Source organism: Weissella viridescens (assembly GCF_003862435.1).
GTDB lineage: Bacteria > Bacillota > Bacilli > Lactobacillales > Lactobacillaceae > Weissella > Weissella viridescens_A.
In genome coordinates this window covers 89,334-111,114 of record NZ_RHGY01000005.1, presented here as the reverse complement: position 1 = coordinate 111,114, position 21,781 = coordinate 89,334, and the positions used below count along the sequence as shown (strand labels likewise).

Here is a 21,781-nt window from a genome sequence, read left to right as displayed (position 1 = left end):
CTGCGCAAAATCTTTTTTTGGCAACAAAAAAACCTGTTCATAAAAAATGAACAGGTTCACGGTTAGAAAGCGAGTTGCTTCCAGTTTGTTTAATTAGAACTTATCTTTAACACTATCAACGGCGTCTGAGGCAGCATCCTTGGCATCACCAAAGGCTTGCTTAGCCTTACCCATCAAACCTTCAGCCTTACCCTTGGCTTCAGTCTTTGAATCTCCAGTAGCCTTACCAGCAACTTCCTTAGCCTTACCAGTTGCTTGGTCCATAGCACCCTTAGCTTGATCTTCTAATGACATAATAAATACCTCCACTTGATATAAGTTAATTTGTTACTTGATTATTATACCATTGTATGGCAAATTAATCAAAACTTTAGTGCAATTGCATTATGCTTGATACAAATCAGCAATCGGTTTCGTTAATGTGTTGTTGATTTCCATCAACAATTGGTTCATAGCTTGTTCTGATTCCATCAACTTTTCAATGGCATCATATTCTTCAATTTCTTGTGCAACAGTTTGCCATGCGGCAATTTGAGCTTCGTCAGGTTCTTCACCAGCTTGCATGGCATCGTTAATTGCAATTTGTGCTGATTGGAAACGTGTAAATACTTCGTTTGTCTTTTCGTCTTCACGAACAGCCTTAAGGGCTTCAGCCAAGTTCTTGTATTGTGGTGTTTCTACCAAGTCACGTGCTGTTGCATTGACATTATCAAAAATATTAACCATCTTAAATTCCTCTTTTCATTGATTGCCTCTATTATGGCATACCCACAGTGCTTTTAAAAGTTTCCAATCAAATCTGACCAAACCTTTTTCGCCCCACGGTTGAAGTTGTCAATCGTATCTTGCGTCCCTTGGCGAATCTTGCCTGTAATATCGTTGGTTCCTGAATCAGAATTTTGATTTTGGGAAGCTTGCCTTGCTTTTGCGGCAGCCTCATCAGCTTGTTGTTCACGTACACTTTTGACATCAAATGGTGTATTCGGTGTATTTGGCAACACTTGCTCCAACGTTTGCTTCATTAACGGACCAGCCGTTTGACTAAGATAAATTGGCAAAGTATGTTCTGCATCCGTTTTATCATAGCCCATCCAAGTTGTGACCACGACATCCGGCGTATACGCGATGGCCCATGAATCAGTCGCATTCGTTGCTGATGAATCCTTACCGGTCACTTCTGTCGTTCCAGTCTTGCCGGCAACCTTAAAGCCATAAGGATTAGCAGAAACACCGGTTCCATTCGTATATACGCCCAACATCATTGACGTCATTTCCTTAGTCACCTTAGGACTCCACAAACGCTTTTGTTGTGGTTTAGCCTCGACGATTACCTTACCTGAGGCATCCTCAATTTTGGTAATAAAGTGACCATTACTCATCTTTCCACCATTCGCAAAACTTGTATAGGCTTGTGTCATTTGAAGTGGTGAAACCCCTTTCTTCATCCCACCAATTGCTAATGATAGATTGTTATCTGACTTTTCAACTGGCAAACCAGCATCCTCAGCACTCTTAAATCCGACCTTAGTCCCGATCTGATCCAATAACCATACCGCAGTAATGTTATATGAATTTTCAATGGCCTGATACATTGGTACCGGCTTAGTTTGGACATCTTCCGCATTATGTGGTTCATAGCCATTCGAGCCAAACGACGAGATTTGATTCTTCAACTTTGAATCAACTGAAAAACCACGTGATAACGCTGGTGCATAATCAACAATTGGCTTAATTGTTGAACCCGGTGAACGATACATTTGCGTAGCTCGATTAAAGCCGCGGAAAACGTGTTCACCACGTCCGCCAACAACCGCACGCACCCCACCATTTTTGGCATCCATCACAATTGAAGCGGCTTGCGAATCGCCACCAACAGGATTTAGACTGGGATCATCAAAATTATTTTGCAAATTCGTTTGATCATCTTGGTCCAGACTGGTGTAAATCCGGTAACCATCATTCAAGAGTTTGTTTTCCTTAAGATGATACTTGCCAATGGCTTCATTGATAACAGCATCAAAGTAAGAAGGATAACGATAACTATTATCAACATGCTCATGATTGCTGGCACCGATTGGTGTTTTCGCAATTGTGTCAGCATCAGCTTGAGATAATTTATGATCATTAACCAAATTTTGGAGCACTTGATTGCGTCGATTCAAGGCTGCTTGCGGTTGACTAATGGGGTCATATCCATTTGGTGACTGCAACATCCCCGCTAACATCGCACCTTGTTCAACATTTAGATCCTTAGCATCAACCCCAAAGTATTTTTGGGCTGCATCTTGGACACCCCAGGCGCCACGACCAAAGTAAGCATTATTCATGTACATGGTAATAATGTCATTTTTACTGTATTCTTTTTCAACTTGAACTGACAAAAATAGTTCTTTAATTTTACGACTAATCGTCTGGTCTTGCGTCAAGAATGCATTTTTAACTAACTGCTGGGTAATGGTTGATCCACCTGCCGAAGCGTGACTTCCTTTCAGACGATAATAAACGGTCGTTAAGGCTCCCCGTAACGTCCCTTTAACTGAAAAACCCGGTTCCTTATAAAAATTACGATCTTCGGTTGCAATAATCGCATTGGTCACATTCGGTGAAATTTGGTTAAATCCCACGTATGTCCCCTTTTGTCCAGCAATCGAACCGGCTTTTTTATTGGCATGATCGTAAATAATGGTCGAATCTTTAAGGCGCGTTTTTAGATCGCTGACATCTGTCGTCTTTGCTTTAAACGTTCCCAAGGCACTGATAACAAAAATCAGCGTTAAAAATAGCACAATCAACCAGCGTGTTATCTGATATCGCTGCCAAATTGGCTTAATGCGCGCAAATCCTTTTTTAAACCAGTTCTTCATCTTTCTCTCCATATCTTAAAGCCAAGCTTGAATGGTTTCAGCCGTTCGCTTCGCTTCTTCGACACTATGGGTCATCACAAAAATTGTGTCATGACCCGCCAACGTACCGACAATATTTTTAAAATTAACATGATCAATTAAGGCCGCAATACGATTTCCGTTTCCTTCAGCAGTCTTGAGCACCACCATAAATTCAACCCGTTCAACAGAACTCACTAATTGCGTTACGTTTAGTTTCAATTGACTTAATTCATCTGCCGCATACGGCTCTAAGACTTGATAACGATTGAGACCATTTTCATCTGTATGGCGCACAATCTTCAACTCATTGATGTCACGCGACACGGTTGCTTGCGTCACGCTGTATCCAGCTGCTTTTAGCGCATCCATCAACTTCTCTTGTGAATCAATCACATTTTTTGAAATAATATCCAAAATCTTAAGTTGTCGACTTTGTTTTTTGGTTGGCATGTTTTCATCCTCAATGTTCATTCTTGGTAAAAAACCGACGCCGTTCCACTCAGTTGAGTAAAATGAAGTCGGTTCTATATCAGCAAATCATTGCATCCGTTTTAATGCATTGCTACATTTCCTTAGGTGCTTTAACCCCTAGCAAACGTAGTGATTCTGTCAAAACTTGTGACACGGACTTAACCAATGCCAAACGTGCGTTTAACTCTACATCATCTTTCAAAATGACTGAGTTAGCGTAGTACTTATTGAAAGCGCGTGCCAAACTCAAAGCATACTTGGCGATAACAGATGGTTCGTATTCACGCCATGCACGCTTTAGCGTATTGGGGAATTCCGCCAATAACTTTTCAACTTCCCAAACTGCATCATCAGTAATTGTTAAGTCATCCATGACCAGTTCAGGGTTACCAGCTTTACGCAAAATTGATTGTGCCCGGGCATTTGTATATTGCACATATGGACCAGTATCACCTTCAAAGCGAACAACATCTTCAAGCTTGAAATCAAAACTCTTTGTGCGTTCGTTCATCAAGTCGTGGAAGACAACCGCGCCAACTCCCACTTCGTGCGCAACTTCTTCTTTGTTTGGTAAGTCAGGGTTCTTTTCTTCAATTTGTTCTTGAGCTAATTCAACAGAATCATCCAAAACATCCTTCAACAAAATAATCCGACCTGAACGCGTTGATAGTTTCTTACCGTCAACGGTAATCAAACCAAATGAAACGTGTTCAATATCATCAGCCCAATCAAAGCCCATCTTCTTTAAGACAGCCTTCATTTGTTGGAAATGTTCACGCTGTTCACCACCAACAACGTAAAGTGACTTCACGAAGTTATAGTTACGCTTACGGAAAATAGCCGCGGCCAAATCACGCGTCATGTACAAGGTTGCCCCGTCAGTCCGCTTAATCATCGCCACATTCAAATCCTCGTCGTCCAAATTAACAACTTGGGCGCCTTGTGATTCTTCTAGGAGCCCTTTATCTTCAAGCATATCCACAACTTCATCCATCTTATCGTTGTAGAATGATTCACCATTAAATGAGTCAAATTCAATATCAAGTTCATCATAGATATCCATGAATTCCTTCAATGATTCATCACGGAACCACTTCCAAAGATGCGTTGCCTCTTCATCCCCATCTTCAAGCTTCTTGAACCAAGCACGACCTTCGTCGTTTAAGGCTGGATCTTTTTCAGCCTCTTCGTGGAATCTCACGTAATACTTGACCAAAGTGTTGATTGGGTCAGCCTTAACTTCTTCTTCTGAACCCCAACGCTTGTAAGCAGAAATCAATTTACCAAATTGGGTACCCCAATCACCAAGGTGGTTAATCTTAATAGGTTGGTAGCCATTGGCACGCGAAATTTCTGCCAAAGAATTTCCAATAACCGTTGAACGTAAGTGTCCCATTGACATTGGCTTAGCAATGTTTGGTGATGACATATCAATGGTGACATGCCCCGCTTCACCGTCCGTGTTGTGTCCATAGTCTTCATTTAACAAAACATCACGCAGGAAGTTTTGTCCGGCTTGGGCCTTATCTAGGAAGAAATTAACGTATGGGCCAGTTGCTTCAACTGTCTCAAACTGACTTTGATCAATTGCATCAACAATGGTAGCGGCAATTTGATTTGGCGCTTGATGGCGAGATTTTGCTAAAGTAAATGTTGGAAACGCAAAATCTCCCTTACTTGAATCCTTTGGAATCTCAATTTTACCTAAGATGTCAGCTTGACTCAATTCGTCAACTGCTGGATCAAGAACTTGCGCAACAAGTGCTTTATAGTCCATTAATTCTCCTCCTCCGTTTCAGTTTCTTCTTCATCGTCATCATCCAAAATACCAGCTGGTGCTTCTTCTTCTTCTTTTTCGTCATCATCTTCGTCATCAGATGGACGTGGTGCTGGGTTATCGGTCTTCTTTAAAATTTGTGCGTCTGACATACGCACAACGGCCCGTTGGTTATATTCGTTAACGGTCGCTGTATCTTCTGGATCGAAATCCGTAATCAAAATCATGATTGAGTGTTCGTAGATTTTTTCAACGATTCCTGCAAAATCATGTTCGAAGTTCGCAAACTTCTTTCCTGAAACGTAATCACCGATATCAAATTCTGATGTATTTTCAATAGGTTCTTTAGCCATGTGCTACGTACCCCTTTTCTATTTTTAACTCTTATGTTCACTGCATTAATCTTTGTATTATACCAAACAATGGTTGGCAATTCTACTCTGATTCATGAGTCAATTCGTTGACCACACGGTTGGCAATCGCCCAATCATTTTCATAAGGTGTATCAACCCCATCAATTTTTTGGTATTCATCCAACCCTTTTCCAGCCAAAACCACAACGTCATTTGGACCTGATGCTTTAATGGCCTCTGTGATTGCCTTAGTCCGATCTAATTCTTCTATGACTTGGACCTTATCCGTATCAATATTTGCTGCAATCTCAGCATTAATATCAGCTGGGTTCTCATATTGTGGATCATCACTTGTCAAATAAGCGACATCCGCACCCTCATTAATGGCTTGTCCAATTCCGGGGCGACGTGAAACACCCTTATTTCCAGGTGCACTCACGACAATGGCCAATTTATCGACACGCTCGTTGGCGCGAACAAACTGCAACAAAGCTGCGATTGAAGCATAGTTATGCGCATAGTCAACATAAATCGTACCGTGATCTGCACTCGTTAATTCTTGCATCCGACCAGGCACCTTCACTTCATTCAAAGCAGTCCGCATTGCTTCTGGATCAGCTCCAACTAGGCGTGTGGCAATCATAGCAGCCGTAGCATTACCTTGATTGAAATCCCCCGGCATATCTAGGTCATATTCCCCATCAAGTTCAAGCGCTTGTCCTTGTTGTCCATGAGCATTTACTGCAAACGTGCTCCCTTGTAAATCTTCCTTAACCGTCCGATAAGAAACATCCGCACCCATATCTTCGTCAGCATTGGCATGTTCTTGTGCATATAACCAGAGACCATCCTTTGGTACGGCCATTTCAGCTCGTTCAATTAATTGAGCAAAGTGGTCAGAATCGGCATTCAAAACAATTTGATCTGAGTGATCAAATAATTCCATTTTGCATTCAAGGTAATCCTCAAATGTTGGGTGCTCATTTTCACCAATGTGGTCAGGACTAATGTTTAAGAAAATCCCAACATCATAACGCAAGCCATACACACGTTCTTTTTTGTATGCCTGAGATGACACTTCCATCACCATGTGGGTCATCCCATTTTCAACAGCCTCTGCCATCCAACGGAACAAGTCAAGTGATTCTGGTGTCGTCAAGTGGGCGCGATAATGGAACTTTGGATCTGTCCCAGTAACGACGGCCAACGTTGAAGACAACGCCACCTTATCATCAGTAGCCTCACGCAAAATTTCATAGGCCATATAGGCACTTGAAGTCTTTCCCTTCGTTCCGGTAATCCCAATCAATGCCAACTTATCTTGAGGACGGTCATAAAAGGCCATACTCAAAATACTCATCGCAGCCGCAACATCATCCACAATCCATGTTGGCAAGTCCAATGTTTCTGTAAAATCGGCTGGTGCGACAACCGCAATCACACCCTTTGCTTTGGCATCTGCTAAATATTCAGGCTTAAAATTGCCCTTGATAAAAAACAATGTTCCTGCGGTCACATCATTTGAATTATAAGATAAATGCTGAATGTCACCTTTAAAATCTGGTGCCGTTAAAACCAAACTTTCATCAGCCAAATAATTCGTAACTTGTTCTCCAGTAAGTGCCATGTACAGCGATCTCCCTCTAATCTTTGTTTAAAGCTTTCATAATTGTTTGTACAGCACGGCCCCGCGCAGCATAATCAACGCGTTGCGTCACAGACATCTCGCCCAAGGTTGCCCCTGTTTCGGTTTCAACAATGGCATCTAGGCCATTGGCACCCCGTGGTGCCTGCGCAATCCGCACCCCACCTGTGGCTTGAGTCGTCATTGTCTGACCATCTGGAAATATCACATAAAAATCTGATTGCAAATATCCAGATCGATCAGATACAGTATCAGCCAAATCTAAAACATATTGATTAATTTCGGCATCCGTTTTTAACGCGTGGGCCTTAAATTCACGCATCGTCGTTACCCCAAAATGTTCCGGTAATGCTGGAATAAATAAGGCAGAATCATCAGCTAAGACAATTTCATTTGGTAATAAGGCGTGAATCGTGCTAGCTTTCATTTTAACATTTTCTGCCATGTTATCAGTTGTTTCTTTAGGAAAAGTTATTTGTGCATGCAATTGGCGATAATTCACAACTGGTTGATCAAAAAGCGCAAAAAATTCTGCAATTTCAGCTGTTTTATGTGAATTATTTGAAGCAATGACAATTGGTTGACGCATATTAAGCTCCTTCATGAATCGCCTTCAGTGTGTAAAATGAACCCGTTACCAAAATCATCGCCTGTGTACTTTCACGCGCTTGTCGTGCTAGTGAAATCGCAGCAGCCGAATCGTCGGCAACATCGACATTAACGTTACTCATCATCACAATTTTAGCGGCTAGCTCATCCGCCGACATCGCATTGGGTGCATCAGGGGTAACTGTAATCACTGAATCCGTAAATGGTAATAACTCATCCAACATCTCATGCCAGTTATTATCCTTTAGGAATCCAAGAACCATCAAAGGTTTAGCTTGTAAATGCCAAGCTTTTAGTGAATCAACTAAACTTGCTACGCCACTTGGGTTATGGGCCCCATCATATAAAATATTTTGGTCTGCATCATACTCCATGCGTCCTTCGATTTTAACGCGTGACAATGCTTCAACTAAATCAACATCTTGGATATAAGCACCTTTTTGCTTTAACACATCAACGATTTGGAGCACCGTTGACAAATTTTGAATTTGATATGACCCAGTAAGCGACAGTTTTAGTCCTTTTAAATCATTCACATTCAATAGCAAACCATCTGGAGCAGATTTCAACAGCGTAATCTTAGGCTTATGATCATACCAAGTTGCCCCCACTTTTTCGGTCGTTTCTTGCAAATACTTATTAACGGCAGCATCTTGTCCAGGATAACTCACGACCGTTGCACCAGGCTTAATCGCCCCTAATTTTGTCTCGGTAATCTTAACGAGGTTTGTCTCTTGTTGTTCAAAATAATCTGGTGCAATTTTAGCAAAAGCAACCACTAATGGATTATCAACGGCATTAGTGGGGTCACACAAACCATGTTGTCCCGCTTCCAAGACCACATAATCAACTTGTTTACGACCAAAATACTCTAGCGCAATTAAAACCCACCATTCAAACTTGGTTAAGACTGATGCATCCCCACCGTGACGATGAATTTCAATTAAGATATTTTGGTAACTCGCAATGAACTCAGTCTCATTAATTTCCTTACCATCGATACTAATCATTTCACGATCATCATTAATCACGGGTGATGTAAAATGCCCAACTTTATAACGGGTATGTTTGATAATGTCCGAGAGCATAATGCCCATCGAACCTTTTCCGTTCGTTCCAACAATATGAATGATTTTTAAGCGTCGGTCTGGTTGACCAATCCAACCTAAAACCTCACGGACAATATTCGTTCGGGTGCGATCACTGGCATCTACGTCAGGACGGGCACTAATTTTTTTATTGATTTGTCGATAGACATCTGCAATTGGCATACTGGCCCCCTTCATAAACTTTATACTAGCTCATGCCATTAAAAAACGTCCTAGCTAAAGGACGCATCTTGTTATAGATCAATACTTGGCAATGTGAATTGATTATCAGTCATAGCGTCAACATTGGCCACCATGGCAATGTGCGCATGATGATTCACAAAGTTAACGGGTGCATCCCCACCATATTCACCATCCAAATTAATCATAATTGGATTTTGCTCATCACCCTCTGGAATAATCTTAACTTCATTTGATTTTACATAAAGCACATTTGGATCATTCACGTGCTTACCCTTGAGGGCTTCACTCATAATCGCCATCAATTCGTTCAACTTGCTCGTCTTCAAAACAAGCAATGTAAACTTACCATCATCTAATTTTGCATCGGGCACAATTTGTTCAAACCCACCGACTGAGTTTGTTAATGCCAAAAAGAAGAGTGAAGATGGACCATCATAAACGCCATCATCATACTCAATCCGTAAATTCATTGGACGAATGCGTGGCAATAATTCGGCCCCTTTAACAACATAAGCTAAATAACCATACATTGACTTTAACTTAGAAGGCACTGAATACGTCAATTCTGACAGTGAACCACCAGCTGCAATATTCATAAAGTACATGTCGTTGGCTTGACCAATATCCATGCGCGCTGCCTTCTTTTGTAGGATAACTTTAGCGGCTTCGATTGGATTGTCACGCGGAATGTGTAAGGCGCGAGCGTAATCGTTGGTCGTCCCAGCTGGGATAACAGCCATCACTGGTCGCTCATCTAAATCAGCAATTCCGTTAACCACTTCATTAACGGTTCCATCACCACCGGCAGCAACAATCAATTCAAAACCATCAAGTGCGGCACGGCGCGCTTCATTCTTTGCTGAATTTTCTTCGGGAGTTGTCGCAAACGCACTAGTCTCATAACCAGCCAATTCATAAATATTTAAAATATCGACCAAGTCCCGTCGAACAGCCTCACGTCCGGAAGTTGGGTTGTAAATAATACGCGCTCGTTTTTTCATGCGTCATCTCCTTATTTTCATAATATAACATTATGTATTGCTGATTATGCAAGTTGCACAATCAGCATGTTTTTTATTCTGGCTTACGATCCTGCAAGGATGTCATCAAAAGTTGGTTAACAACACCTGGGTTTGCGTTCCCCTTGGTTGCTTTCATAATTTGACCAACTAAGAAGCCAACTGCACGGTCTTTCCCATTATGGAAATCAATGATTGATTGTTCATTGTTATCCAAGATTTCATCGATAATTGGTTGCAATTCAGCAGGATCAGACATTTGCTTAAGGCCATTCGCTTCAACGAATTCAGCAGGATCTTCACCCTTAGTGATGGCTGTGAAGACACGCTTAGCCATCTTTGTTGAAATTGTACCATCATCAATCAACTTAATCATCTCAGCGAGATGATCAGGCGTCAAAGCAGTATCTTGCAAGTCAACTTGCTTTTCATTCAAATAGGCATTCACATCACCCATGAGGTAATTAGCAGCACGCTTAGGGTTGGCCCCAGCTGCAACCGTTGCATCAAAGAAATTAGACATTTCAAGGGTCTGGGTTAGCACCTTTGCATCATATGGTTCCAATCCCAAATCTTCAACGTAGTGCTTACGACGTTCTGGTGCAGATTCTGGCAATGCATCTGCCACTTTGGCAACCCACTCATCCGAAATGTGCACAGGTGACAAATCTGGTTCTGGGAAGTAACGGTAATCATCTGCCGTTTCCTTCACGCGCATCAAGACAGTTTCACCAGTGGTCTCGTCAAAACGACGTGTTTGTTGTTGAATCGTTCCCCCAGCAAGATAAATCTTAGCTTGGCGATCTTCTTCAAAGGCAAGTCCTTTACGAACGTAGTTGAAAGAATTCAAATTCTTCAATTCAACCTTAGTCCCATATTCCTTTGAACCAACCGGACGAATTGAAATATTGGCATCAACACGCATTGATCCCTCTTGCATCTTAACGTCAGAGATACCCGTGAATTGGATGGCTTGGCGCAATGCTTCCAAATAAGCGTACGCTTCATCAGGCGTTGACATATCAGGCTCACTCACGATTTCAATCAGTGGTGTGCCTTGCCGGTTCAAATCAACATAAGAATAGCCATCAGTTCCGTGGGTATTCTTTCCGGCATCTTCTTCAACGTGCATTTCAGTAATGCCAATGCGCTTTGTGCCATTCTCTAATTCAACATCAATCCAACCCTTTTGTCCGATTGGCTTTTGTTGTTGCGTAATTTGATAAGCCTTAGGGTTATCGGGATAAAAATAATTCTTACGATCCCAGTGCAAATCACGTGTGATGTCAGCATGCAACGCAGTAGCTGCCATCATACCGTATTCCAAAGCACCTTGGTTTGCTTGTGGCAAAACCCCAGGATAACCCCAGTCAATCACATTTGTGTTTTGATTTGGCTCTGCCCCGTACCCAACTGGGGATGGAGACATTGCCTTAGAATTCGTTTTTAATTCAACGTGGACTTCAAGTCCAATCGTTGTTTCAAAATTTGGTACAGCCATTACTTTGCACCTCCAGGAGTCTTTTCATATAACTTTGTTGCTTGCTCAAAAGCATAACCAGCTTGGTATAGCTTTGCTTCTTGGAATTGGTCACCAATAAATTGCATACCAACTGGTAAATCATTGGCAAAGCCAGCATTGACTGACATTCCTGGCAAACCAGCCATATTCACTGGAATTGTCAAAACATCATTCATATAAGTGATTTCTGGATCATCTGAATTTTCACCAAAATCATACGCTACATTTGGTGCGGTTGGTGCCACAATCAAATCGTAGTCGGCAAAAACCTTCTTGAAATCGTTAATCATCAAAGTTCGAATTTGCGCCGCTTTCTTAAAGAAGGCATCATATGAACCAGCAGAAAGTGAATAAGTTCCTAGCATAATCCGACGCTTAACTTCATCTCCGAACCCTTGAGAACGTGTTTGAACATACAAATCATCCAAATTCTTCACATTTTCAGCACGGAAACCATAGCGAATACCGTCGAATCGTTGCAAATTAGATGAAGCTTCAGCTGAAGCTAGAATGTAATAAGCTGCAACACCATACTTAGTATGTGGTAATGACACTTCGTGCACCGTGGCCCCCAAAGACTTGAGTGTCTCTAGGCCAGCCATGATGGTCGCTTTAACTTCTTCTGAAACACCGCGACCAAGGTATTCTTTGGGCACAGCAATCTTCATTCCAGTTAGGTCGGTTGTTAAATCAGCCGCAAAATCAGGTACGACTTGTTCAGAACTCGTTTGGTCCTTCGAATCAACACCAGCAAGGGCGCTCAAAACGTGCGCATTATCCTTAACCGTGCGTGACAATACACCCACTTGGTCAAATGATGAGGCAAAGGCGATAACACCCCAACGTGAGATACGACCATAAGTCGGCTTCATCCCCACTAACCCATTAAAGGCGGCCGGTTGACGGACTGAACCACCTGTATCAGTTCCCAAAGCATATGGGATTTGACCAGAGGCAACTGCAGCAGCTGATCCACCAGATGAGCCACCCGGTACCTTTGCGGTGTTCCAAGCATTCTTAGTTTTCTTGAAGTAAGACGTTTCGGTGGTTGATCCCATCGCAAATTCGTCCATGTTCAACTTACCAACACCGATAGCACCGGCATCGCGTAGCTTTTCAACAACCGTTGCATCGTAAATTGGAACGAAGTTTTCCAACATGCGTGATGCGGCAGTCGTCTTAACCCCATCGGTGACAATGTTGTCTTTAATCCCGTAAGGAATTCCAGACAATACATTATCAGCATCAATGCCAGCTTCGTCTTGTGCTTTGGCAGCAACAAGTGCTTCTTCCTTCATCACAGTCAAAAAGGCGGCATACTCTGGATCAGTCGCATCAATATTGGCCAACGTGGCTTCAACCAGTTCAGTGGCAGTTATTTCCTTATCAACAAGTTGTTGATGTAACGTTTCTAAATCAGTGTGTAGAAAATCCATTAGTTCTCAGCTCCTTCATCAATGATTGTTGGAACCTTAATTAAGTTCCCTTCGCGCTCAGGGGCATTCGCAAGCAAAGACTTGGTTTGATGTGCATTCACAGCAACATCTTCACGCAATACAGTGTGCGTATCAATTGGTGAATAAGTCGGTTCAACACCTGTTGTATCGACTTCGGCTAATGTCGTCACCAAATCAAAAATCTTATCTAATTGTTCTGTCATCATGTCGGCTTGGGCATCATCCAAAGTCAACTTGGCCAATCCCGCGACATTTTCCACGGCTTGGCGATTCAGTTTTTCTACTGCCATTATTCAATCTCCTTCGTTATTTCACTTCGGTTTGGGGTAAAAAGCGTAAGCCCTTGGGATAGAAATTCTTCATTTGGCCATTAACCAATTTACCGAATCCCACGCCATTGTCAGCCATCGACAGGCTATACCAACCGTTTTCCTGGGCATGCTCCGGGTCAACCATAAAAGTGTCACCGTGTACATACTGCGCCCATTCTGTGGTCGTCAATGGGTATGTTCGTTTAAAGTCAGCTGGCTTTGCGGCTAACGCATAAGCCAAACTTGGCTCAAAACGTTTCTTCTTAAAGGTACCTAAGTGTAGACCTGCTCGTAAAACCTGTAACCCCTTTAGATCTGGGGCTGCCTCCGGCAATGCGTATAGTTGATCACCAAAAGCATACAAAACGCCTTGGGGTTGCGTCTTAATATTCGCTTGGGCAAATGTTTCCCACAACTCACGTTGCTCGGCAGTCAAGTTTGAGCGTGATAGCTTAACTGGCTTTGCTGTGTCATCTGACTCCGCTTTATGTAGTTTTGCCATAAAGTGACCCTCACCTGCAACATGGTTGGGGAATAAACGTACTGTATCTGCTAAAGCAGGATTTCCGTCAGCCCATTCTGGGCGTCCATCATCAATCCCCTCAGCTTTGTCAACTGGGACAACCGAGAATTCCGGGTAAGTTTCCAATAACCACGCAATAATCTGCTCATCTTCCTCTGGCGCAAACGTACATGTCGAATAAACTAACGTACCACCTGGTTTCAGCATTTTGACTGTATCCACTAAAATTTCTTTTTGTCGTTGGGCATTTTCTGCCGGATACTCAGGCGTCCAATATTGAATGGCATCCGGATCCTTACGGAACATCCCTTCACCTGAACACGGTGCATCCAAAACAATTGTATCAAAATATAGCGGGAATTTTTTTGCCAACACTGTTGCATCATGGTTCGTCACTAATGCATTAGCAACACCAAAACGTTCCATATTTTCACTTAGAATTCCGGCACGTTTGCGGTTAATTTCGTTAGATACCAACAGGCCATCTTGATTCATGAATGACGCTAGGTGCGTTGATTTCCCACCAGGTGCAGCGGCTAAGTCAAGCACCTTGCTCCCTGGTGTTGGTTGTGCCAACTCTCCGACCAATTGAGCTGAGGGTTCTTGAGAATAAATCACACCGTCTGTATGATCAATCGAATGGCCAGAAACAGCACCATAATAGCCCCAACGGCTCCATGGTACCCGGGGACCAAGTGGGGTGTCTACGGGTTGGTCATTGGGCTTCAAGGGATTCACCCGAAATGCTTTGCTGGGTTGGTCATCCAATGCTTGAAAAAAAGCATCTGCATCAGCTCCAAGCAGCCGACGATATTTTTCTTTGAAAGCTTCGGGTAACTGCATCGTCTCAACGCTCCTTATTTAGCCTATTTTGATTTTAATTTTACCACAAAAAAAAGCCAAACTCACGTTATGAGCCGACTTTTTCGTTTTTATAAAATTAAAACTGACTAGACCAACTTTAAAACATTTTCAATATAATCGGCTAAGCCATCTTCATCATTTGTTTTCCGTGTGATCGCCTGGGAAACTGGTGCCAATTTCTGGTTACCGTTCTTCATCAAAATACCATGGGCCGCCCCACGTAGCATTTCATAATCATTCATTTCATCCCCAAACGCATACACCTGGTCTGGTTCGATGTCGTATGCTTTTTGCAACGCTGTTAACGCCATGTACTTATTCACATATTGCATGCGTAATGAGACAATTGATGACCCTGATCCCCACGGCACTGCTTCAACGTCCTGATCCCCATACGTATCACGTACAAACTGTACAAAAGCTGGTTGATATTCAGGGGCAATATAAAACAGTACTTCATTAAAACGTGCTGGTAAGTTATCAATCGTCAATAGGCGACGCTCTTTGACACTCATTGGGAAGAAAATCTGTTCTTCAGGACTTAGGATAATGCGCTCTGTCCGCCCCCAAGCATCTTCGCGATTTTCAGCGGCAATTCCTTGGATATGATGCACGTCAAATGCAATCATAATGCGATACAAAATATCACTTGAGAAGGTAATACTGTACTCCCCATCCCAACTAGCATTCGGSTTAAATCCCAACCCACCATTGAAAGTCATTAATGGAGAAGTTAGCCCAATTTCACGATAAATTGGCTCCGAAACGCGTGGTGAACGTCCGGTCACAATCGACACAACATCCCCTTGCGCCTGTAACGCTTGTAAGACTGAAATTGTATAGTCAGATACCTGACCAGCTTCATTTAAAGTTGTATGATCCAAATCAATTGCAATTAGTTTTTTCATAGTTTTCATCCATTTTTTTAGTTTAAATTGCCCATAGCACGGGCATCGATAGTTTTCAGATTAACTGATAGTTTCAGTTATTGCAAGCCTCACCCAATCCAATTTGACACAAAAAAAGATGATTGCATTCACCTCAATCATCTTTTTAATATTCATTAATAATCATCTTCAGAATCGGAATCATCAGAATCATCTGGTAATCCTGTATGTTCACTCAACGTAATTTCACTATAGTTTGCATTGATGGTTAACGCTCGTTGTTGGTTACCACGTGTCACAGTATTATTTTCATCATCTTTATCAATCTTGACATACTTTCCCTTGCTATCCTTGGCACCTGATTCAAAGATAATTTCATCCTTAGCATGCAAGTTATAGCCAGGGGCTTGGATTTTATCAATGGCGACATGTCCATCACGAAGCTTAATGTCGCTGGCTTGATTCAACTTCAAACCTGAACCGCTAATTCCCATATCACGACCAGTGACGTGAAGTTTGTCAAACGTACTATTTTCAACATACATGCGTCCATCACTTGAACTCATATCCATTGATTGACTTTGAATATTACGGAGACGGGCCCCACCATCCTGCATCTGTACCTTAATTCGGTTGGCCTTAAAGTCATCCATAATCACGCCACCATCTTTACCAGTGACGTTTACTTGATCAAGCTTAACATTCTTTGGTACAACAATCGTTGTATCACTCTCATCATCATAGTCGTTAATTGTAAACCCAGTATCTGAATCACCTAATGTCATGACCATGTTATCTTGTGTATTGTCTTTTGTTGTCACATGAAGCGTGCCATCTGAGACATTCACAGAACTCTGCTTACCACCCCAAGAGGTTGTTTTCACTTGCCAACTATCCGTATCACCTTGTTTCAATGTAACTTGTTGGTTTTTAACATTTAAGTCAATATTTTTAATGGCATCCTTAGCAAAATTCTGTTGGTTTTTACGTACAGAGACGGTTTGCAATCCCTTCCCTTTTTCCCAAGAAATATTGAAGTTGGATTCATTAAAAGTGGCGCACATTAACGCAACACCAGCAACAGACAAAATCCCACCAATAATTAAAGGCTTCTTTAGTTTCATTGGACTACACCCCCTTTGATTGGTTGCCACGGTGATTTGACACCAACTTACGACCCAACCACTTCATAAATTTAATAAACATTTCAAACATCCACTTTGTAATATTCCAAATAATTGGACCAAAGATCACAACTAACCCTGTTAGCAAAAGTCCTAATCCACCAAAGAAAATTGCTGTAGGTACTGAACTTGAAAAAAGTGAAAATCCGGCAAAAATCGCAGCTAATCCAGCCCCTAAGACACCGATAACGCCGGCGTAAATTGAAAAGATCATCATGACAAAGGCAAACAAGATGCCTAAAATCATTGGAATCAAGAAGAGTGCCAACAATACTAAGATTGGGCTTGCCAACAAGCCTAAGATAATCAACCAAATCATTTGACTACGATTCTTCCCCTTAGCTTGAGGCGTAACATCGCTCGCTTGGTTAGCTTGTTCATCGTCTAAGTTCATTGTGTATTCCAAACGTAATGAACGTGCAAATTGCTTAGGCGTACCATATTTTTGTACCATCTCTTCAACAGTCCAATTGGCATCCATGGCTTGTTCTTCATAGAACTGAATCATTTCTTCTTGATCATGGCTCGGTACGCCATTTAAATAGTTACGGACTTCCGCAAAGTAATCGTTAAACATTAACCTTCCTCCAAAAGTGAACTGACAGCTGCGTCAAAATCGGCCCAAGCTGAACGAATTTCAGCTAAGTGTTCTAACCCGGTTTCGGTGACGTGATAATACCGGCGAATTCGACCTTCGAACGGTTCATCATAATTTGTTAAATAGTTATTCTTCTTTAAGCGACGTAAGACGGGATACATCGTTGATTCACTCACATTCAATTTTTCTTGAACGGCTTTTGTGATGATATACCCATATGTATCCTCCTTAGACAAAATTGATAAGACTGTGCCATCAAGAATTGTCGTTGGTACTTGAATATCCATATCATGTTTCCTCTCATACTGTTTTCGATATAATATATACTATATCATCTATAACATAACGTCAAGTCGGTTATGCAAAATAAATTGATGATATTAAAAAAAGTGCCTTGGAACAGGATTCCAAGGCACTTTTAATTTTATTATTGCGCTAAAATACGATCAATTTCAGCTAATTCATCAGGCGTAAAGGTCATGTTACCAGCAACCTTCACGTTGTCCAACAGATGATCAACAGATGACGCACCAATGACGATTGAAGCGACACGTTTATCACGTAACAACCAAGCTTCGGCCATTTGAGCCAATGTTTGGTTACGGTTCTTCGCCAAATCGTTCAATGCATTCAACTTAGCAACCGTCCCCTTAGGGTCATCGGCAATAAACGAATTTGAACGGTGCAATGGCAAGTCTTCTGGGAAACCATCCAAGTAACGGTCCGTTAGCAAACCTTCAGCTAAAGGTCCATAAGCAATCAAACCAGCATGGTGGGCATCCAAAATATCTAACATATTATCTTGTTCAGCTTCACGGTTGAACATATTATATGACATTTGGTTACCAATGAATGGTGTATGCAATTCTTCGAAAATTTCGGCAATCGCTTGTGTTTGTTCAGCAGTATAGTTAGAAACCCCCACGTACAAGGCCTTACCCTGACGCACAAGTGAATCTAGTGCTTCCGCTGTTTCACGTAAGTTTGTATTCGGATCCCAACGATGTGCGTAGAAAATGTCAACATAATCCAAGTGCATGCGTTGTAATGACAAATCCAAAGCAGCTGTCAATGTCTTACGCCCTGAGAATTCGCCTAGCGGACCAGGCCACATGTGGTAACCAGCCTTTGTTGTAATAACCAATTCATTACGGTAAGGCTTTAAATCACTTTGATAAACTGCCCCAAAGGTTTCTTCCGCCGTTCCATTTGAAGGACCATAATTAGACGCGTTGTCAAAAGAAAAAATACCGTTATCAAACGCTTTCAACATCACTTCACGAGAGTTTGCAAGAGGCTTTTGATCACCTAAATTACGCCAAAGTCCAAATGACAATGCTGGTAAAATTAAACCAGAATCTGACACTCGGCGATATGGTAGAACATCATAGCGATTATCTGCAGCTGCATAGACCATCATTATTTCTCCGTTTCTTCAAGTAACTTATAGTTTTACAGTAGGGTTGTTATGTGACTTTAAAAGTTTATCAAGGGGTTCATTTTGGTGAATACGCTTAATTGCTTCAGCCAAAAGTGGGGCCACTGACAAAACCGTCAACTTTGATGATTGATTTTCTGGTGCGATTGGCACGGTATCAGTCACCACAATGTGGTCAATGTTTGCATCATTGGCCAAAAGACGTCCAGCATCGTTTGAGAAGACTGCGTGCGTTGATACCGCAAAGACTTCTGTTGCCCCATTGGCCTTCAATGCTTCAGCCGTCATTTGCATGCGACGACCAGAGTCAATGATGTCATCAATGATAATGGCACGACGACCTTCAACTTCACCCACAATTGCATCTGGTGATTCAGGCATGACTGCTGCAACTGAATCATTGATGACACCCCAAGGGGCTTCCAATAGTTCCGCAAACTTACGGGCACGTCCAGCCCCGGTATGATCTGGTGAAACTACCACCAAGTTTTCGGTTAGCTTACGTTCAAAGAAGTAGTCTGAAAGTAATGGTGCGGCCAACAAGTGGTCCACTGGGTTGTTGAAGAACCCTTGTAATTGATCAGCATGAAAATCAACGGCAACCACACGGTCAACTCCGTTCATTTCAAGTAATGAAGCCACCAGTTTAGCTGTGATAGGCTCACGTGCTTTTGCTTTACGATCTTGACGACCATAACCGAAATATGGAATCACCACATTAATGGTTTCAACTGAGCTGCGACGCAAAGCATCAACGGCAATCATAATTTCCATGAAGGCATCGTTGGCTTCGGTCGCAATGGGCGCAATGATGAAAACATCATCCCCACGGACGCTTTCCAAAATACGCTCATAGATTTCACCATCAGCAAAACTGGCTTGATCAATTTGTCCTAAATCCATATGTAATTCGTCAGCCACTTTTTTAGCTAACGCATGGTTTACTGATAAACCAAATAATTTTAATTCAGATGACACAGGCTCTTCCTCCGATATATCTCTGCACTTAAGCTTTAACGTGTTCATAATATATTTTCATTTTAACAGATTTTAGACGGTCGTGCTATGAGTTGCCCTGAAATCCCCAATTCATCAAATGTTGTTAAATCGATTTAAACAAACTAGTTTTTTTACCTTCAAACTGGTAAAATAAGTAAAATTAATTAAATGCGGTTAACGCATCACTATAAGGAGAACATTATGACAACAATGACTGCGAGCATTGCCGGCTTTACTTTTGACGATATCTTGTTAAATGCGGCTGGAGTGTATTGTCAAACAACCAAAGAATTGGATCAAATTCTTGAAGCCCCAGGTGCTGGTTCACTGGTGACTAAGAGTGCCACACCAATCGAACGCGCCGGAAACCCTGGTGTCCGTTATGCTGATATGGCCTTGGGTTCAATCAATTCAATGGGTCTCCCAAACTTGAGCTTAGATTATTACTTGGAATATGCAATTGCGCACCAAGATGATAAGCCACTCTTCCTTTCAATTGCTGGACTATCAAAAGATGATAACTTACAAATGTTGCGTGAAATTCAAGCCTCAGATTTCAATGGTTTAGTTGAATTAAACCTTTCATGTCCTAACGTGCCTGGTAAGCCTCAAACAGGTTATGATTTTGAAACAACCCGCCAAATTTTGACGGAAGCTTTCACTTTCTTCAAGAAGCCTTTGGGTGTTAAGTTGCCACCATACTTTGATATTGCGCACTTTGATATGATCGCTGAAGTCCTAAACGATTTCCCATTGGCGTTCGTGAACACCATCAACTCAATTGGAAACGGTTTGATGGTTAACCCAGATACCGATACAGCCATGATTGCCCCTAAGGGTGGCTTTGGTGGCCTTGGGGGTGCAATTGCTAAGCCAACTGCACTTGCTAACGTTCGTGGATTACGTCAACGTTTGAATCCTGAAATCAAGATCATCGGAACTGGTGGCGTAAAGGACGGTCGTGACGTTTATGATTTGATTTTATGTGGTGCTGATCTCGTTTCTGTTGGAACCACTTTGCATCAAGAAGGTCCAACCGTCTTCAATCGTTTAAAGCACGAATTGGAAACCGAAATGAAGGTCAAAGAATACAATGATGTCGCACAATTCCGTGGACAATTGCAAACACTCGACTAATCCGCTATACTAAGCGTAACGAATCAACCATGCTGGGGTGCCAAACGGCTGAGATAATACCCACAAACCTGATCCAGATAATACTGGCGGAGGAAGCTTGGTTTTGTTTACGCGCAACACCGCCCATTTTTTATGTGGCGTTTCATACTGTAAACAAAAACCGTAGTCAAACCTTTCAATAGTGTTTGATTACGGCTTTTTTTGTCTCCACTGTTTGATTCGAATAACTTTAAGGAGGTTGCTTGTCATGCAGACAGTGCAACAAAACAACACACGCTGGCATCTAAAAGATGTCATTTTCTTGGCGATTATCGCTATTTTCTTTGGAATTATTTACCAACTATGGGGCTATATGTACTACGCCCTCGCCGCGACACCACTCAAACCCTTCGCCAATGACCTAACCCTCGGGGTTTGGCTCATGGCAGGTCCGATGGCTGGCGTTCTCCTCAAAAAAGTTGGGGCGACTTTCCTAGGAGAATTACTCGCCGCCACTGTGGAAATGCTACTCTTCTCAAGTTGGGGTGTTTCAACCCTCCTTTCTGGAAGTATTCAAGGACTTGGTAGTGAACTTGGTTTTGCCATGACGGGATATAAAAACTGGGACAAATTAGGGCTAACCCTTTCGGTCATCACTTCTACGATTGTGACACTTGGCTGGGATCTCTTTAGTAACGGCTATCTCCACTACCAACCTATGATGTTGGTTGGCTTGTTCGCTGCCCGCTTGCTTTCAGTGGGATTCTTTGCTGGCGTCTTAGTTTATTGGATTAAACGCCTCCTTGACCAAACCGGACTAATGAAATAGCA

General features: G+C 42.1%; 22 protein-coding genes and 1 riboswitch. Of the genes, 2 read left to right on the top strand and 20 right to left on the bottom strand.

Translation table 11 applies throughout. The features are described from left to right. Positions 1–93 precede the first annotated feature (93 nt). The 20 genes from D3P96_RS05715 to D3P96_RS05620 form a co-directional block, all read right to left on the bottom strand. Positions 94–294 carry a CsbD family protein gene (locus tag D3P96_RS05715; protein ID WP_124943414.1) on the bottom strand — a complete coding sequence of 67 codons (201 nt, stop codon included), beginning with the start codon at positions 292–294 and terminating at the stop codon, positions 94–96. 90 nt (positions 295–384) lie between these two features. Then, positions 385–726, bottom strand: a complete 342-nt coding sequence (locus tag D3P96_RS05710; RefSeq protein ID WP_124943413.1) for a YlbF family regulator — start codon at positions 724–726, stop codon at positions 385–387. A gap of 53 nt (positions 727–779) precedes the next feature. After that, entirely contained in the window at positions 780–2,864 is a 2,085-nt protein-coding gene (locus D3P96_RS05705; protein WP_244919071.1) for a PBP1A family penicillin-binding protein, read from the bottom strand. Between the two features lie 15 nt (positions 2,865–2,879). Beyond that, on the bottom strand, positions 2,880–3,356 hold the full coding sequence (gene argR / locus D3P96_RS05700; RefSeq protein WP_244919070.1) for an arginine repressor: 477 nt from the start codon (positions 3,354–3,356) through the stop codon (positions 2,880–2,882). A gap of 91 nt (positions 3,357–3,447) precedes the next feature. Further along, positions 3,448–5,133 carry an arginine--tRNA ligase gene (gene argS / locus D3P96_RS05695; protein WP_124943410.1) on the bottom strand — a complete coding sequence of 562 codons (1,686 nt, stop codon included), beginning with the start codon at positions 5,131–5,133 and terminating at the stop codon, positions 3,448–3,450. Further along, complete coding sequence (locus D3P96_RS05690) at positions 5,133–5,486, bottom strand: hypothetical protein (protein WP_124943409.1); 354 nt, start codon at positions 5,484–5,486, stop codon at positions 5,133–5,135. Before D3P96_RS05690 ends, argS begins: the two co-directional genes overlap by 1 nt. Positions 5,487–5,568: 82 nt before the next feature. Further along, entirely contained in the window at positions 5,569–7,113 is a 1,545-nt protein-coding gene (locus D3P96_RS05685; protein WP_124943408.1) for a UDP-N-acetylmuramoyl-L-alanyl-D-glutamate--2,6-diaminopimelate ligase, read from the bottom strand. Positions 7,114–7,129: 16 nt separating this feature from the next. Next, positions 7,130–7,720 carry a non-canonical purine NTP pyrophosphatase gene (locus D3P96_RS05680; RefSeq protein ID WP_124943407.1) on the bottom strand — a complete coding sequence of 197 codons (591 nt, stop codon included), beginning with the start codon at positions 7,718–7,720 and terminating at the stop codon, positions 7,130–7,132. Position 7,721: 1 nt separating this feature from the next. Continuing rightward, positions 7,722–9,011: a bifunctional folylpolyglutamate synthase/dihydrofolate synthase gene (locus tag D3P96_RS05675; protein ID WP_124943406.1), complete on the bottom strand. Its 1,290-nt coding sequence runs from the start codon at positions 9,009–9,011 to the stop codon at positions 7,722–7,724. A 71-nt stretch (positions 9,012–9,082) separates the two neighbouring features. Next, positions 9,083–10,033: a diacylglycerol kinase gene (locus D3P96_RS05670; RefSeq protein ID WP_124943405.1), complete on the bottom strand. Its 951-nt coding sequence runs from the start codon at positions 10,031–10,033 to the stop codon at positions 9,083–9,085. 73 nt (positions 10,034–10,106) lie between these two features. Then, positions 10,107–11,552, bottom strand: a complete 1,446-nt coding sequence (gene gatB / locus D3P96_RS05665; protein WP_124943404.1) for an Asp-tRNA(Asn)/Glu-tRNA(Gln) amidotransferase subunit GatB — start codon at positions 11,550–11,552, stop codon at positions 10,107–10,109. Then, entirely contained in the window at positions 11,552–13,009 is a 1,458-nt protein-coding gene (gene gatA, locus D3P96_RS05660; protein ID WP_124943403.1) for an Asp-tRNA(Asn)/Glu-tRNA(Gln) amidotransferase subunit GatA, read from the bottom strand. The genes gatB and gatA overlap by 1 nt, the downstream gene beginning before the upstream one ends. Further along, positions 13,009–13,320, bottom strand: coding sequence for an Asp-tRNA(Asn)/Glu-tRNA(Gln) amidotransferase subunit GatC (gatC, locus tag D3P96_RS05655; RefSeq protein ID WP_124943402.1), 312 nt, complete (start codon positions 13,318–13,320; stop codon positions 13,009–13,011). The genes gatA and gatC overlap by 1 nt, the downstream gene beginning before the upstream one ends. Positions 13,321–13,336: 16 nt before the next feature. Then, positions 13,337–14,707, bottom strand: a complete 1,371-nt coding sequence (locus tag D3P96_RS05650) for an RsmF rRNA methyltransferase first C-terminal domain-containing protein (protein ID WP_124943401.1) — start codon at positions 14,705–14,707, stop codon at positions 13,337–13,339. Between the two features lie 107 nt (positions 14,708–14,814). Further along, positions 14,815–15,636 carry an HAD-IIB family hydrolase gene (locus D3P96_RS05645; protein WP_185696101.1) on the bottom strand — a complete coding sequence of 274 codons (822 nt, stop codon included), beginning with the start codon at positions 15,634–15,636 and terminating at the stop codon, positions 14,815–14,817. 155 nt (positions 15,637–15,791) lie between these two features. Beyond that, the gene (locus D3P96_RS05640; RefSeq protein ID WP_124943399.1) at positions 15,792–16,739 is read right to left on the bottom strand and encodes a DUF4097 family beta strand repeat-containing protein; all 948 of its coding nucleotides are present in this window, start codon (positions 16,737–16,739) and stop codon (positions 15,792–15,794) included. Between the two features lie 4 nt (positions 16,740–16,743). Then, entirely contained in the window at positions 16,744–17,376 is a 633-nt protein-coding gene (locus D3P96_RS05635) for an HAAS signaling domain-containing protein (protein WP_124943398.1), read from the bottom strand. Beyond that, the gene (locus tag D3P96_RS05630) at positions 17,376–17,684 is read right to left on the bottom strand and encodes a PadR family transcriptional regulator (protein WP_124943397.1); all 309 of its coding nucleotides are present in this window, start codon (positions 17,682–17,684) and stop codon (positions 17,376–17,378) included. The genes D3P96_RS05635 and D3P96_RS05630 overlap by 1 nt, the downstream gene beginning before the upstream one ends. Positions 17,685–17,824: 140 nt before the next feature. Further along, positions 17,825–18,814, bottom strand: coding sequence for an aldo/keto reductase (locus tag D3P96_RS05625; protein ID WP_124943430.1), 990 nt, complete (start codon positions 18,812–18,814; stop codon positions 17,825–17,827). A gap of 27 nt (positions 18,815–18,841) precedes the next feature. Continuing rightward, on the bottom strand, positions 18,842–19,813 hold the full coding sequence (locus D3P96_RS05620; protein WP_124943396.1) for a ribose-phosphate diphosphokinase: 972 nt from the start codon (positions 19,811–19,813) through the stop codon (positions 18,842–18,844). A gap of 222 nt (positions 19,814–20,035) precedes the next feature. On the opposite strand from D3P96_RS05620, the gene D3P96_RS05615 reads away from it, so the two are divergent. Further along, positions 20,036–20,971, top strand: a complete 936-nt coding sequence (locus D3P96_RS05615) for a dihydroorotate oxidase (protein WP_124943395.1) — start codon at positions 20,036–20,038, stop codon at positions 20,969–20,971. Positions 20,972–20,994: 23 nt separating this feature from the next. Next, a riboswitch (TPP riboswitch) is annotated at positions 20,995–21,083 on the top strand. Between the two features lie 135 nt (positions 21,084–21,218). Next, positions 21,219–21,779, top strand: a complete 561-nt coding sequence (locus D3P96_RS05610; protein WP_124943394.1) for an ECF transporter S component — start codon at positions 21,219–21,221, stop codon at positions 21,777–21,779. Positions 21,780–21,781: the final 2 nt, after the last annotated feature.